12 protein-coding genes are annotated in these 15849 nt (G+C 30.0%); 6 read left to right on the forward strand and 6 right to left on the reverse strand.

Features of this window, described 5'->3' with window-relative positions; genetic code table 11:
• Positions 1–8 precede the first annotated feature (8 nt).
• From GCL57_RS03660 to GCL57_RS03670, 3 genes are read right to left on the reverse strand one after another with little or no spacing between them, the layout of a single operon-like run.
• Entirely contained in the window at positions 9–2486 is a 2478-nt protein-coding gene (locus GCL57_RS03660; RefSeq protein WP_152211922.1) for a Mur ligase family protein, read from the reverse strand.
• Between the two features lie 13 nt (positions 2487–2499).
• Positions 2500–5517, reverse strand: a complete 3018-nt coding sequence (locus GCL57_RS03665; protein WP_152211923.1) for a hypothetical protein — start codon at positions 5515–5517, stop codon at positions 2500–2502.
• A gap of 50 nt (positions 5518–5567) precedes the next feature.
• Complete coding sequence (locus GCL57_RS03670) at positions 5568–6098, reverse strand: rhodanese-like domain-containing protein (protein ID WP_152211924.1); 531 nt, start codon at positions 6096–6098, stop codon at positions 5568–5570.
• A 121-nt stretch (positions 6099–6219) separates the two neighbouring features.
• Between GCL57_RS03670 and GCL57_RS03675 the strand changes: the two genes are divergently transcribed.
• The 4 genes from GCL57_RS03675 to GCL57_RS03690 all read left to right on the forward strand — a co-directional run bounded on the left by GCL57_RS03675 (position 6220) and on the right by GCL57_RS03690 (position 10476).
• A complete protein-coding gene (locus GCL57_RS03675; protein WP_152211925.1) occupies positions 6220–7212 on the forward strand; it encodes an alpha/beta hydrolase in 993 nt (330 codons plus the stop codon).
• A gap of 13 nt (positions 7213–7225) precedes the next feature.
• The gene (locus GCL57_RS03680; RefSeq protein WP_152211926.1) at positions 7226–9526 is read left to right on the forward strand and encodes an AsmA family protein; all 2301 of its coding nucleotides are present in this window, start codon (positions 7226–7228) and stop codon (positions 9524–9526) included.
• 1 nt (position 9527) lies between these two features.
• On the forward strand, positions 9528–10127 hold the full coding sequence (locus GCL57_RS03685) for a GNAT family N-acetyltransferase (protein WP_152211927.1): 600 nt from the start codon (positions 9528–9530) through the stop codon (positions 10125–10127).
• A 121-nt stretch (positions 10128–10248) separates the two neighbouring features.
• On the forward strand, positions 10249–10476 hold the full coding sequence (locus GCL57_RS03690) for a cold-shock protein (RefSeq protein ID WP_152211928.1): 228 nt from the start codon (positions 10249–10251) through the stop codon (positions 10474–10476).
• Between the two features lie 17 nt (positions 10477–10493).
• On the opposite strand, the gene GCL57_RS03695 is transcribed toward GCL57_RS03690, so the two are convergent.
• The 3 genes from GCL57_RS03695 to argH form a co-directional block, all read right to left on the reverse strand.
• Positions 10494–12029: an MFS transporter gene (locus GCL57_RS03695; protein WP_152211929.1), complete on the reverse strand. Its 1536-nt coding sequence runs from the start codon at positions 12027–12029 to the stop codon at positions 10494–10496.
• A gap of 105 nt (positions 12030–12134) precedes the next feature.
• Entirely contained in the window at positions 12135–12914 is a 780-nt protein-coding gene (locus GCL57_RS03700; protein WP_152211930.1) for a substrate-binding periplasmic protein, read from the reverse strand.
• Positions 12915–12927: 13 nt separating this feature from the next.
• Positions 12928–14217 carry an argininosuccinate lyase gene (gene argH, locus GCL57_RS03705; RefSeq protein WP_152211931.1) on the reverse strand — a complete coding sequence of 430 codons (1290 nt, stop codon included), beginning with the start codon at positions 14215–14217 and terminating at the stop codon, positions 12928–12930.
• Positions 14218–14527: 310 nt separating this feature from the next.
• Between argH and GCL57_RS03710 the strand changes: the two genes are divergently transcribed.
• The gene (locus GCL57_RS03710) at positions 14528–15010 is read left to right on the forward strand and encodes an arginine repressor (protein WP_152211932.1); all 483 of its coding nucleotides are present in this window, start codon (positions 14528–14530) and stop codon (positions 15008–15010) included.
• Positions 15011–15216: 206 nt separating this feature from the next.
• Positions 15217–15783 carry a hypothetical protein gene (locus GCL57_RS03715; RefSeq protein WP_152211933.1) on the forward strand — a complete coding sequence of 189 codons (567 nt, stop codon included), beginning with the start codon at positions 15217–15219 and terminating at the stop codon, positions 15781–15783.
• The last annotated feature ends 66 nt before the right edge of the window (positions 15784–15849 follow it).

Here is a 15849-nt window from a genome sequence, read left to right on the forward strand (position 1 = left end):
CCTATTTGCTAGAACTCTTTTGCAAACCGATGGGGTATTCCATCAAATGATCCACTCGACATGAATACAATGGTATCACCTGGCTTTACTTCTTGTTTTAGAGTGGCGAGCAATTTTTCATTGTCGTCAAAATACCGAGCTTTTTGACCACAGGCTTTAGCAACAGAAAGCCCATCTAATATTTCATCTTTTTGCATTCTCATATCTTGAGGAACTTTACCAAGCAAAACTTCATCAGCATGAAAAAAGCTTTGACTCAATTGATCTTGTAGAACTCTTCGACGCATTGTTGCATTGCGCGGATCAAAACAAGCAATGAGTTTACCTTTTTTACCAACACTTTTCATATAACTGCGAAATGCTTCAAGCGTTGTCACGATAGCGGTTGGATGATGGGCAAAATCATCAAATACAGTAATATTATTACGCTCTTGAAGAAGCTCGAAACGTCTTTTGACTCCTCTAAAGCTTTTCATTGCTTTTTTAATTTCATTAAGATGTTTTAAATTTGTCTTATATTTTTCAATCTCTTTTAAAGGCTTTCCTTCTTTTAATACTTGGTTTGCTTGCAAAACGGCTAAGACACCAATGGCATTAAGTGCGTTGTGTTGACCAAAAATTCCAGATTTAAATTTAAATTCTTTTCCATTTGGCTGAAGGCATGTTACTTCTATTCCATCTGAGAAAGTTTTATATCCTTTGAGCAACCAATGTGGGAAATGATTTTTTATATTTTTATTGGCACTAAAACCAATAACATGAGCTTTTGATTCTTTAGCGCATTTTAATGATCTTGAGTCATCTAGATTAGCAACAACAATTCCGTTTCTTTCTTTTGTTAATTTAGCAAGACGTAGGAATTCAGATTCAATTGCTTCGACATTTGGATAAATATCAGCATGATCAAATTCAATATTATTTATAAGAGAAATTTTGGGTTCATAATGTAAAAATTTTGGTCCTTTATCAAAAAACGCTGAATCATATTCATCTCCTTCAAGAACGAATAAATCCCTTGAGCGTAAGGCGAAACCAGCGTCGAAATTAGCTGGCCTTCCTCCAATTAAAAAAGAAGGATTTTCTTTTAACTCAGTTAATACATGTGTGATTAAACTGCTTGTAGTTGTTTTGCCATGGGTTCCACTTACAATAATATTTCTACTTTGAGAAAGAAAATATTTTCTAAGAGCAGAAGGAAAGCTTAATACCGGAATATTTTTTCTTAGAATATCTTCTAGTTCATCATTTTTCTTTAAACTTGCGCTGATACGGCTAACAACATTGGCTAATACAATTGCATCAGGATTGTACTTCTGAATTGTTCCATTTAAAAAACCTATTTCTGGATGAATACCAAGATCTGCAATAATTTTATCCATAGGAGGATAAATTGGATTATCGCTTCCTGAAATTTTATAGCCCGCAGATTTAAGTAACCCCGCAACTTGTGCCATACCTGTGCCACCAATTCCTGTCATATGTATTCTGAGTTTTTCATGAGCATTATTTATCTTTTTACAATATAATTCTGTTGGAAAATTTGTTGCAATACGATCGTTGCTTTCAAGCTTATTTGTAATTGAAATAGTTGCTGCAGAATTATTTAAATTTATAATGACTTTTGCTTTTGCTACCAAAGGAAAGCGATATTCATCATGCCCAAAAATGGGGAGATCAAGTATTGGTAAACTTGTTTTATGAGCAATTATTTTAATCAGGTGCGATCTCTCAATCTCCTTTTCTTGTGCATCAAGACATTGTGTGAAGTTTCCAAGAACGATTGCTTTGGTATTTATTAAAAAATTGGAATTGATAAGACTATCTATTTTTCTAATAATTCTATAGAGATGTTCATTACAATCTTCTAGAAACAATATATTATGCTCAGGAAGCTCAATATGTTTTAGGGAGGAAAGACTTTCTGCTAAACTGAGGTTTAACGGTATACAAACGCCATTTATCTTGTGATTTTTGAAAACTATTTTTTCATGAAAGAAGCTTGTATTAAATGTAAATGCAGCTTCTTTTTCATTGAGTAAATCAAACAAAACTTTTTGATCGAGCATTGGTCCAGTAAATAAATTTGAAGAAAATGCGTTTTGTCCATGGATATATCTGAAGTTTGGGTATCGTAAGGATAAATATATACCTAAAAATGAAATATCTGAAAAACCTACGAGAGTTTTACATGGTAAGACTGGTGGAAGTAGATTTTCTAAAAAAGGGATAAGTTCCGTGCATCCCACTCCTCCTTTTGCAGCAAAAATAATTTTATATTTTCTCATTGTCAGTGCGTGGCTTAATTGCATAGCGCGTTCTAAAATGGGAGAACTTGTACACCCATCAAGAGAATCTTGTTCAGGTTTAATTTCTGTAATAAGAAATCCCATTTCTTCAAACTTATTTATATTTTTTAATCTTTCTTTATCATTTATACGAACTTTCCCAGCGGGATGAACAATGGCTATGTGCTTTGTATCAATCATTAAATGCTCCTTTTCATTCCCTATCTGTGACTCTAAAAGATAAGCTCATTTTATTTTTTTGTGACTCTGTCCATAATACCATATGAACGTATGAAATAAAGTTTGTGTTATGAAACTGTGATTGAACTTTTTTTATAAGTTCTTCCTTAAAATAATCTATTGAATAGTTTAATTTTTTAAAATTAGGACATTGAAATGAAAAAATAGAGCCATTTTTGTCCATTCCATAGCAGTAAGATAAAATATTTGCTTTATCTTTCTTTGAATAAGATGTTGATTCAATTTTATCATCAAATTGTATTTGACAAATAACTGTATCAGAATCTTTAAGATCATTAAGTTCAAATTCAATACTTGGTTTATTAGATTTAAGTTGTAAATAATTCTCGCCATTTACTAAAATAGAATATTTATATGTATTATTAAATTTATTTGTCATTTCTGGAGTTGACTTGCAAATAAAATTTGTTCTCTGATGCTCTTTGGATTCATTTAGAGAAAAATATGCAGATAAGAAATGGGCTCGAAAGAAATTAAGATTTTCTTCTTCATTGCTTTTGAAATAATTTTCAGATCCATTTTTAGAGTTCTCATTTAAAAGGTTTTGATTACTTTTTTCATCTGAATGATTTTTTAATAAAGTGCTAAATAGATTATTTTCAACTATATTTTTTGCATAATAAATTGAGAGTGTTTTTTTTTCATTTTGATTAGAATATTGTAAAGAAAATGGATTTTTCTGCAATTCTATGTTACTAGGATGGAATGATATTTGTAAAGGTTCATTTGATATATCCAACTTTTTTACAAAATTAAATGCAAAATCTACTTTAGCTCCTTTTTTCGCAGAAATTTTGTATTTTTCTGATTGATGATTTTTTAAAAGTTTTTTAAAGTCAGAATTATTTTGATTTATTGATGTTTTGACCTGAGCGACAGTTGTTCCATTACTCACTGTTATTATACAGGTGTCTTCTGCTTTTTTCTCTTTAAAGGAACTAGAATAAAAAAATATATTTTCTTTTTTTAGCTTTTCTATAAATTCTTTACTTATGAAATTATTTTCTTGAAAATTTTGCTCATTTAATGAACTTGCGTATCTTGTAATACGATTTTTTTCAAGATAAAATTCAGTGGAAAGAAATAAATTATTAGGATCTTTAACAAAAATATAGCATTCTTGTGTCCCATTCTTATGAGTTTGGATACCGCTTGCTAAAATATTTGGTTTAAAATTTTGATTAACAAATTTTATTTGACTGAAATAATTTCTTAAGTTATTTTTTTCGTGAAGAGAGATTTTGAGTTGTAGTTCGGGTAAATTAAATATGTCGATCGGTGGAAATGCTTTGTAATAATTACTTATTTCATTTAAAATATGGTTATTAAAAATAAGATAATGTGTCTTATCTTTTTGTTTTTCACAAACATTGTTTAAAATAATATTGTTATTTTGATCCATTATTGAACAATTAACATCGTATATATTCGACTCAAAATTCTCAGTAAATAAGAAAAATTTATTAGGCATATTAATATTTACAAGGTAACTGTCTTTAAGCCACGAAGGATTTTCTTTGCTGGGATTTTCGGCAAAATAAGATTTTGCTCCCAAAATACTTCTATTCAAAACTTTTCCAGCAATAATACAAGTAATATAATTTTCATTTAAAAAAGTACTAATTTTATTTAAATTTCTAAAAGCAGTTATTTCTTGATTGTCAAGGTACCAATAAATATTATACATGGCTGATTTTTCGAGTGAATCTTCGAGATTACAAGAAAATTGATTTTCATTTTTAGAGACCTCAAATGAAATATTATTTGAGATATTTAAAGTGGAATCTTGACTTTTCTTTGAATTAAATACGATGATTTCTTTTTCAAATAAGTCGTCATCAACTGTAAGAGAAAGTTTAATTTTTTCAGGAAATACAGATGTTTTAAAAATATTTGACGGAGTGATTTTCAAGTTTATTGCTTGATCCTTTTGATCTTTAATAACTTCACATTTAATATTTAGGCTGTTTTTGCAACTCCATTCATATTCATTCTCAGGTAAGTATAAATTCGCATCATAGTGAATGATTTTATTTTCTTCATTTTCTAAAATTTCAATTTGTTTTAATCCTATTATTTCTAAATATTTCCTTGAAACTTCAAATTTATCAGATTCGCCATTATTGTTTGTACATGTGTATGAGCTTCCAAGCTGTATAAAATTTTCAGGTAATAAATAGGAATAATAGTCTGGTATTTCTTTGTTGTTTTTTTGCCAAACGATTTTGTCATTGTTTGGTGTATATAGATACTCGTTACTGAAACATTCTAAATTTTTTCCGTTGTATGTGGAATTAAATCGAATATTTGGCGGGATTGAAAATTTTTGAGTGTCATCATTTTGAATTATAAACTGAATTCCCGTACTTTGTATAGTTTTATTTTTCTGTTTTATTCCAATATTTAGATTTAAAATTTTATATTTTTCACTACCAATTATATTTAAAATTTTATGAGTTTCATTATTTTTTCTTTCAATACCTCCAGTGTCTTTATCAAGGAGCGAGCAAAAAAAATTTTCTGCATCTTGTTTTGCCGCACTTTTACAGAAATAATATTGAAAATCCTCTTTATTCTTAAAATAGTTTGAAATTGAAAAATTAAAAATATTGGATAATGAAAACTTTTGAATACCTGGCGCAAGATTAGGCCAATTTTCAAAGTTTGAAAATGAGTTAGATATTTTTAATTTTTTAAAGAGCAATCCATCAAATAAAATAGTTTCACATGTAACATTAGGAAATTTTTGTGCAAGTGAAAAATCAAGTAATGAAACATCAGATTCGATTGTTCTTTTCTTATCATAGCTTTGTAAAAACCATTTTTTTTGAAAGATTTTTATATTTGAAGCTGTTTCAAGTAATTCACAAGAAATCGTTCTCTTTGAATAATCAACTGCTAATTTTGTATAATTTGAATGTTGTATTTCTTGATTGTCAAAATGATAAACAGTTGGAACTATAATAGGCATTTTCAAGTTCTTTCACAAAAAAACCGTTGAATTTAAGCCTATCCTATTTTCTAATATCTTGGAATAGATGCATCTATTTTTGAACTATAAAGATCAATTCCACCTTGCAAGCTTCTTGCATTCGTAACACCATTTTCTCGCAAATATAAAGTTGCGTTCATTGAGCGGAGTCCATGGTGGCATACAACAACAACGCATTCTACTTTTTTAGAGTTCTCACAGGTCATTTCAAAATTTTCTTCAGTGAGTAATGTTGAATTAGGTATCTTTGCTATTTCAAACTCCCACTCTTCTCTCACATCGATAATAAGTATTTTTGCATTGCGTTTATACATGTTCGCAAATTCTTCAACTGTGATTTCAGCTTTTTGCATGTCAAGAAGTCCTTGATTTAAAGCTTCTATCATGGCAATGCCATCTTTCTTGTGTTTTGTTGCAACTTCTTCAATTGTTTCAGTTGGTTCATAACCACAGCTTGCACAGCCTCCCACATGAAATTTGCTATGAAGAAGCGCACGTGCAAAAGGATAATGAGTTTCAACTTCTTGCATGGATGATTGCTTGCTAAATTGAATTTCCATTTAAAAAATTCCTTATGATGTATAAAGTTAAGAAACATGGCGCAGGGCTTTGTTTCATTATATCTCAAGGCTATAATCTAATTCATGTTAAGTGAACACTGTTTTTTGAGGATAAAAAAACATGTATCCAATTGAATCTTGGGTTGCAGAACGTCTTAATAAGATTAGCTATAATAGGTTTGGCGGAGAAGAGCGAAGACATTTTTCTTTAAATAAACTTCATGAAGTTTCTGTAACTTATTATGAAGTTCCCCTTTCAACGGGAGGCGGGAATGCATTTCTATCTGTCCCAAAATATTTTGAAAGCGCTCAAAGATCTCTTATTATTTTGATGCATGGGCTTGGTGATGATTGTTCATATCCTCTCTTGCACTGGATTCGAGTGTTAAATGCAAATGGAATGTCCGTTTTATCTTTTGATTGGGATGGACATGGGGTTGGTGGATCCTCAGTGCTTGATTTTCAACAAGCGACTCGAAGCCTTCCTTTATTGCTTTTTCGGTTATTTGGTGAAGAGTCACGCAGTGGACTGAGTGCCAAACGTGATGGTCCATCCTGTTTTCTTATGGGTCATTCTATGGGTGCTTCTCTTGCTCTCATTGCAGCAACACGTCCAGATGTTGCACGAAATATCAGTGGCGTAATTGCTGTATCTCCTGCTTTAAATATAAATTCTTATTCAAAAGCAGCAGGTGAAGTTTGGAATTATTTATATCCAAGTGCTTGGCTAAAGGATTTTTTAAATAAGTTTACTTACTATGGTTTTGATGGGTTATTTCCTGCAACAGGTTCTTTTATGAGAAAATCTTTTCCCCTACGTATGAGAACTGCTATAGGTTATGTTGATCAAGCACGAAATTTTGTGAATGAGACATTTGAAAAAAGAAGAATTTTGAGGGAAGTAAGAATACCCGTACTTTGGATGCATGGTATGAAAGATCGTATTGCACCATATCCACAGGTTGCATCATTAATGATGGAAATTCCGTCTGCCTTTTTTGCACATAATGATGAAAAAAGAGGACATTTGCGAATGGCTTTTTCTGATCAGATTCCAAAATATTGTTCGACTTTTATAAAGCAATGTTATGATTTAAAAACTATAAATGAGTAAGGTAGGATAATTTGTGAGCACTCAGAAAAAATGGTTAATTGGTATTTCAAGCTTTTTTTTAGTAATTTTTTTAATTCTAATTGCTCTCCCTTTTATGATTGATTTTAACAAATTTAAACCACAAATTCAGAATGCAGTTGAGCAAAGATTAAATGCTAAAGTTAATTTTTCATCGGCTCGCCTGACTATTTTTTCCGGACTAGGAGTGAATTTACAAAATGTTACTTTAGATAATACCGATGAAAATTTTTTTAATACTCAGTTACTTCGAGTAAAGGATGTAAAATTTAAAATTGATTTATTACCGTTATTACAGGGGAAAATAATTGGTGAAATTGCCATAAAAAACCCAGAAATAACTGTAGTTAAAAATGGGAATAAAACTAATCTTTCAAATTTAATAAAAAGAAATTCAAATAATTCAAGTTCTGATTTATCGGCATATGCCGCCGAGAACACTTCATCTGAAATAAATTCAAATCTGAGTTCCTTATCTAAGCGTGTTGTTGTTAAAACACTTTCTATTCATAATGCAACTTTCGTTTTTTCAAGTGCATCTGGTGCATATGATCGTGAGATTGCAAAGGTGAAAGACTTAAATGTATTGGTTTCTAATATTGGTTTAGATCGTGATACAAAGATCGAGATTTTTTCTGATATTGATATTAATAGTCAAGAATATTCTGTAAAAGGTCCAATAAGTTTAAAAATTATTGCTAATACTGAAATGAGTTCAAATGAATGGAAGAGCACAATTTTTAGCGGACTATTGAGTTTAGATAAATTAGATATAAACTTCAGAGATGCATTTGTTAAAAATGGGAAAACTTCATTCAATCTTAACTTTGGTGGAATTGCAAAGCCACAAAATATTATGATAGAAGATTTTAAATTCTTACTTCATACTTTAAATGGGCGAGCAACGATCTCACTAGATAATTTTCAAAAATTAAATTCCGATATAAAAATATTTTTAAACTCATCTGATCTTTCTGATATGGGAATTGTTTTTCCTCAGCATAAAAAAATGCTTTTAAATGCTTCAGTTGATATGATAACAAAAGTATTTGGTTCATTGTCACAACCTAATCAACTCAACTTAAATATCGATCTTTCTTCAAAGTTAGCAGATTCCGATTTAACTTTAGCTCTAGCCACAGACTCAATTAAGCCACTTAATGGATTATTAAGAGTTCAAAGTAAAAATTTAAAATTGGGGGATATTGTTAAGCCATTTTTAGTAAAAACCCCACCTCTTCCAACAAAAAAAATTGAAGAGAAAGAAAAAAAACCTGTAGCGATTTCATCTGTGGATAGCGAAGAATTTAGTTTATCTGAAAATGAAAAAAGATTGCTAGCAGATTCTGATTTTAGCACAGAAATTAACATTGGGAATTTATCATATGATGATTTAATTTTTAATAATTTTTCATTCATGGCTCGAATTAAACATTACTCACTTGCAATAAGTAAATTAAATATGAATGCATTTTCTGGGAGTTTATCTTCTATTCTAAAGTCTGATTTAGGAGCCTCTCCAATAAATTTTTCTGGAAATATTGCATTAAATAAAGTACGAATTGAAGAAATTGCTCACTTTGTAAAAGCTGATTTAGTTAAAAGTCCATTAGATGGTATTACAGATATAAATATGCTATTCAATGGGACTGGAACGACTCGTCCAAATTTATCAAAAACATTAAATGCAAAAGGCTCGTTTTTCTTTTATAATGGCTTTTTAAATACAAAGAGTTTGCTTGCTTTAGCAGGAGAACAATTTAATAATTTTATTTCTAACACATCATTTGGAGCATTAAAAGTCGATTCTTCAACTCTTAAAAAATTAAGTTTGAGTGAAGATGAAACTTCAAAAAAGAATTTAAATAATGTAAAAGGTGATTTTGAAGTTAAAGACGGAAAATTGTTAGTTCGAAATAGCATAGATGGTGATGATGGACTTCTAAAACTTAATGGTGACGTTGGACTTGATGAAACATTGCGTGGAACTGCGATCTTTACTGCGAGTAAAAAAACTAAAGAAAAGTTGCTTCAACAAAGTAAATATGCAAAATATTTTTTAGATGAAAGTGGTAATTTTGTGTTGAATATGACTTTAGGTGGCACAGTCTTAAATCCAGAGGTTTTTCTTGACACGGCACTGCTTCAAGCAAGATTTACAAAGAATGGCACCAAAGAACTTTCCACTAAAATAAAGGAAGAAATTAATAAGAATCCTAAAATTCAGAAACTTCAAGAAAATGCTAAAAAGTTTCTTGAAATGAATGGAATAAATCTTAATAAGTTGGGGTTATAAAATGTTAAAGCAGTTTGAGAATTGTAAATTAAATGGACAACTTGTTTTCATACGACCTCTTATGCTAGAAGATGAAGGGCTCCTTTCAGAAGTATTTAGCCCGAAATTGTTTGAGTATTTTCCAATTAATTTTAGGACATGTAAAGATTTTATAAGTGAATCTTTGGAGAGAAGAGCTCATAATAAATCTTTTCATCTGCTGATATTAGAAAATAAATCAGGAAGAGCAGTCGGTTCAACTTCGTTTTCGAATGTATCTTTAACCGATAAAAGACTTGAAATAGGTTCAACTTTTTTTGGGTTTGATTATCAAAAATTGGGATATAATGTTGAAGTAAAATTATTATTATTGCAATATTTATTTGAAGTGCTGAATTTAAATCGAGTTGAATTTAAATCGGATGATTTAAATACTGCTTCTAAATTAGCTATGGAAAAACTTGGGTTTGTTAAAGAAGGCTTATTTAGAAACCACATGATTATGTCTGATGGTCGTTTAAGAAACTCAGCTTATTACAGTGTAATACAAAATGAGTGGAACCATACTAAAAAAATTATTATCGATCGTTTTAATAAAAAACTAATTAAATATCATTTTTAAATAAAAAAATTCAAATATATAATATTTTAATTATTATACTTTGTTACCTTGACAGGTTATTTATTCTCAAGTATTTTAAGAGACCAATTAGTTTAAAGTAATTTATTTTTAGGGGGCTCATATGTCATCAAACAATGATGAATATCAATGTGGGATAGTTAGATGGTTTTTAGAATCTAAAGGAATTGGTTTTATTCAAAGAAGTAATGTTGGGAGTGATATTTTTGTTGAGCATACCACTCTTGAAGAAGCGGGTTATAAAGTCTTAGTAGAAGGTCAGAAGGTTGAATTTAAAATAAGAAACGGCTCCAGAGGACCTGAAGCCGAAAATATCAGGATTGTTTCATAAACATTTAAATTTAAAATTTAATGTCTATCTAATTCATTATCTTTGGTCTCTTTAATAAATAAGGTGCCAATGATAAAGGTCATCAATGCAATTGCAATGGGATAATAAAGTCCCGCATATATATTTCCCGTCTGCACAACAACACTGGCAGCTATTAGAGGTAGAAAGCCGCCAAACCAGCCATTGCCTATATGGTATGGTAGAGACATAGATGTATAGCGAATTTGAGTTGGAAATAATTCAACAAGAAATGCTGCAATGGGACCATAGATCATGGTAACAAATAAAACTAATATTGTGAGTAATAAAATAACCATTGGGAAATTAATTTCATTTATATTTGCTTTTGCTGGATATCCCGCTTGAGCTAGAACTGTATCAAATACTACAGTATCAAAATTTTTAACTTCTATACTGCCTATTCTTGTCATTAATCCTTCTTGAGAGATAGCTTGATATGCATAATTATATCCTTTTTTAGATAAATAATCTTTAAGGTCTTTACAATCTTTTTGGCAATTATTTGAATATATAACGATTGGGGAAGATTGTACGGCCGCACTTAATGCAGGATTGCCAAATTGAGTTAAACCTTTAAATATAGGTATAAATGCCAATGCAGCAGTGAGACAGCCTGTCATCATTACCTTTTTTCTACCTATTTTATCGGATAATTTACCAAATATAATAAAAAAAGGAGTTGCAATAATTAAAGATGCTGAAATTAATATATATGAATATTGAAAATCAATTTTTAAAGTATTTTGTAGAAAAAATAAAGCATAAAATTGACCCGTATACCAAATGACTCCCTGACCAGCCGTTGCACCAAACAGGGCTAAAAGTACAATTTTTAAGTTTTGAAATTTTGCAAAACTTTCTTTTAAAGGGGATTTTGATAACTTCCCAGCGCTCTGCATTTTTAGAAAGAGAGGTGATTCGTGTAACTTTAATCTAATATAAACAGAAATAAGTAAAAGTATTACTGACACTAAAAATGGAATTCTCCATCCCCACGCCTTAAATTCATTTTCTCCAAAATAAAGGCGACATGTTAATATGACTCCAAGAGATAATAGAAAGCCTAGGGTGGCTGTGGTTTGAATCCAACTTGTGCTTGATCCTCGTTTGTCTGGTTCAGAGTGCTCTGCAACAAAGGTAGCCGCTCCGCCATATTCTCCTCCTAAAGCAAGGCCTTGCGCCAAGCGCAAAAATGTTAAAAGAATGGGTGCTAAAATTCCAATGTCCTCATATGTTGGCAGTAAGCCCACAAATGCAGTGGAAAGTCCCATCACAATAATTGTAATTAAAAAGGTGTATTTTCTACCAACAAGGTCACCAATTCTTCCAAAAATAAGTGCACCAAAGGGTCTCACAGCAAAGCCAGCACCAAAAGTGGCTAAACTTGCCAGAAAAGCAGCAGTGTCATTGCCTTTAGGAAAGAATAAAGTACCAAAAAAAACAGCAAGACTTCCATACAAATAAAAATCATACCATTCAAAAACAGTTCCGAGTGATGAAGCCGTGATGACAAGTCTATCGGATTTTTTCATGTTTTTTCCCCAAAAAGAAGACTCTTTTATAAGTTTACTTTGTGAGAGTGATATTTAAAATATTAGTGTCATTTTTGCGTTGTAATTTTTAATAAATAAGTTGGATTAAAAGTATTTATTATAACTCTTGTCGTATTCTCCGTCCTTTTTCCACTGAGCTAAAAAGGTATTAAATTTATCAATTAAGATTGCAGAATCATTGCGAGCTGCTACACCAAAGTACTCTTCTTGAACATCCGTTTTTTTAGAGTCCATAATTGTCGGAAATTTTTTCACTAAAATATTTGAATGATTAGAATCTGTAACAATTATATCTATTTTCTTACTTCTTAAGGCATTTATAATGTCTGAGGTTTCGTTGAATTTTAAAACTGTTGCATTTTTTAGATTTTTACCTACATAGAAATCACTTGTATAGCCTACTTTTACACCTATTTTATATTTTTTATGGTTGAGTTCTGCAATGTCATTAATATTTTCAATTTTTGCATTGTTTTTAAGATACATAAAACTTAAGCCATCTTTGAAATAGGGGTCACTAAATAATACAGTTTTTTTTCTTTCATCTGTAATAGTCATTCCCGAAAAAATAAGATCACATTTTTTAGTGATAAGAGCAGGAATAATGCCATCAAAGCTATAGTTAATAACTTCAAGTTTAGTTTTTAAAAAGGCGGAAAAATTTTCTGCAAGATCGATATCAAAACCTTCCCAACCATCTTTAGTATAAACAGAAAAAGGAATAAATCCACCTGATGTACAAACTTTTAAAATACCAATTTCTTTATTTTCTTCTTCATTAGCGACTGAATGATCTGAAAAAGAGAAACTTAAAAAGGAAAGAAAAAAAGCAATTTTTGAAGATTTGAACTTTGAAATGATCATTTTGTTCTCTTTCTTAGTGAATTAGTTTGATCGAAGAAAATATATGGGGTGATATCTTATCACATTCTTCTTTTGTGAGTTGACTAAAGTATTTATTGTTATCGAGACAATAAATGACTAAATTGCCAATTATTTCGTGAGCGATACGAAATGCTATTCCTTGTTTTACGAGTTGCTCAAGTAAATGTGTTGACCAAATATAGCTATTTGTAGCAGAAATTTTCATATTATCTGTTTGAAAAGTAATGCTATTTAAAAAATCATTAAAAATATCAAGACAATTTTTAATTGTTTCAACTGTATCGAATAATCCTTCTTTATCCTCTTGAAGATCTTTATTGTAGCCGAGTGGTAATGCTTTCATAACTGTTAAAATGCCCATTAGATTTCCAAATATTCTTCCTGTTTTTCCTCTAATAAGCTCTGGAATGTCAGGATTTTTTTTATTTGGCATGAGTGAAGAGCCAGTTGCATAAGCATCATCTAATTTAATAAAATTAAATTCTTCTGTTGCCCAAATGATCATATCTTCTGAAAATCTTGATAGATGAGTAATTATAATGCTTGCTGCACTAATGAATTCAATAATAAAGTCTCTATCACTGACAGCATCAATAGAGTTTTCAATCACTCCATTAAAACCAAGTTTTTTTGCTGTAAATTCTCTATCAATGGGGAGAGATGTGCCAGCTAAAGCTCCAGCCCCAAGAGGAGAGTAGTCCATTCTTACTAAACAATCATTTAGCCTTGTTGTGTCTCTTAGAAACATACTTTGATAAGCTTTTAAATATTTTTCAAGTGTAATAGGTTGAGCTTTTTGTAGATGAGTATAGCCAGGAAGAATTGTTTCTTTATGAAAATATGCAATGTGTTCAATCGATATATTTAAATTATTTAAAAGGTTTTGGATATTTTGAATTTCATGTTTTACATAGAGTCTTAAATCGAGAGCTACTTGATCGTTCCGACTTCTACCGGTGTGTAATTTCTTTGCTGTATCTCCGATTTCTTTTATAAGGAATAACTCAATATTCATATGAATATCTTCTGCTTCTTCACTGAACTCTATTTTATTTGAATTTATTTTTTTACTTATTTTTTTTAATCCATTTATGATTGCATGCGACTCAAATTCTGAAATAATACCTTGTTTTGCTAGCATTTCTGCATGAGCTTGACTGCCTAAAATATCAAACTGTGCCAGTTTTTTATCAAACGAGATAGATTCATTAAATTTGACGGTCTTTTGAGCGAGAGGTTTTTTAAATCTTCCTCCCCAGACGGGGGATGAATTTGTTTTCATAATTAAATCCTTTTTATTTCTATAGTTTACATTCAATATTTAAAAAGTAACTTTCAGTAAAAGGAAGCGTATCAGTGCTAAATGAATAAAAATCCATTTGAATGGATTTTTATTTACTACCGAAATTTTGGGATAAGTGCAAGTTTTTATGAAAAAAATAATAAAAATAGATAAGAATTTATATAAGTATTCAATATTATTTAATTTAATTTACTGATGAGTTGTATTTGGAGTTTTTCTTTTCTTTTAATTTGAGAAATGTTTAACTAAATGATTGCAGGTGTCACTGTTTGGATAGAAAGTTTAAACTATGAGAAATACAGATAAAAAAGATGATGAAGTGATATTGAATTTAATTCGATCGGAAAAAATTGCCCATCAGCAGGAACTTGTCGCAAAGTTAAAAAGACTCGGGCTATCTATACCTCAATCTACTTTATCCAGAAGATTAAAAAAATTAGGTGTAGTGAAAGTGCAAAATTGTTACAAAATATTAAATTCAGAAATTAAAACATTTATTCCAATTCTCGAAATAAAAGTCTCACCCCCCAATATTTTAATTTTACATACACTCCCCGGTCATGCGAATTCATTGGCTTTTCAGCTTGATCAAAATATTGTACATGGAACAAATGAAATATTAAAAAAACGTTATGACTCATTAATGGGGACGGTTGCAGGGGATGATACGGTTCTTGTAATTGCAGATGGAACAAAAAAAGGTCTTGATAAGCTTGTTGAAGAAATTGAAATGGATTTTGAAGTTGAGCATTTTCGTGATGAGAAAAATTAATTGGTTTGGTTGAGTTTTTATAAATGAATATACGAATATTTTTTTTCGATGAAATATTTATATTTTTCATAGCAAGTCTGTCTAAATTATCGACAATAAAACCTGAATTTTAAAAATAAAATATCATTTAGCATTTCTTTGAGTTCTTTAATCAGACATGGTATAAAATAATATAGATTCATAATTCATTTTTGGAGGATATTTTTATGTTAAAATTTATTAAAGTTTTCTCTATTTTTTTCATAGTAGTTTTTTTCCAGAATTTAAATGCAAGTACATTGTTTAACAATTTAAATATAAATCCAGATTCAAGTAATATATTTAGAATAAATGTTTTATCTGCTTATCAATTTTCCATTGATAATATTGTTATTATTAACTCGGTGGAGTTAGATGTTGATCAAAACTCTGTCAATGGTTTCAGTCAACTTCCTACAGCTAAATTTCGTATTTATCAAGATAAAAATAATCAAATAGGGAGCGTTGTTACGCTTGGAACTTTAACCGATAAAGTAAGTGCTTACATACCTTATAGTGATAATGATAAACTGAATGCCTTTTTTAAAGGAGAAAGTATAGTATTGTTGCAACCTGGAAAATATTGGATTGTGTTTAGCAATGAAGCTGCAAACGTTGACTATTTTACCTTAAGGAATTTTACAACTAGCTCTAAAGGATTATCTTTTACTGGAAAAGCTGGATATCTCGGCGATATAACTTATAATGGTTACATACCTCATATTAAAATTGATGGAAATACACTTGCTCCATAAATTAAAATAGTTTTTAAATAGGTAATTAATAGAGAAATACTATTACTATAGCGGTTTGGGATAGTA

This window comes from Fluviispira multicolorata, assembly GCF_009208585.1.
In the GTDB taxonomy this organism is placed as follows: Bacteria; Bdellovibrionota_B; Oligoflexia; order Silvanigrellales; family Silvanigrellaceae; genus Silvanigrella; species Silvanigrella multicolorata.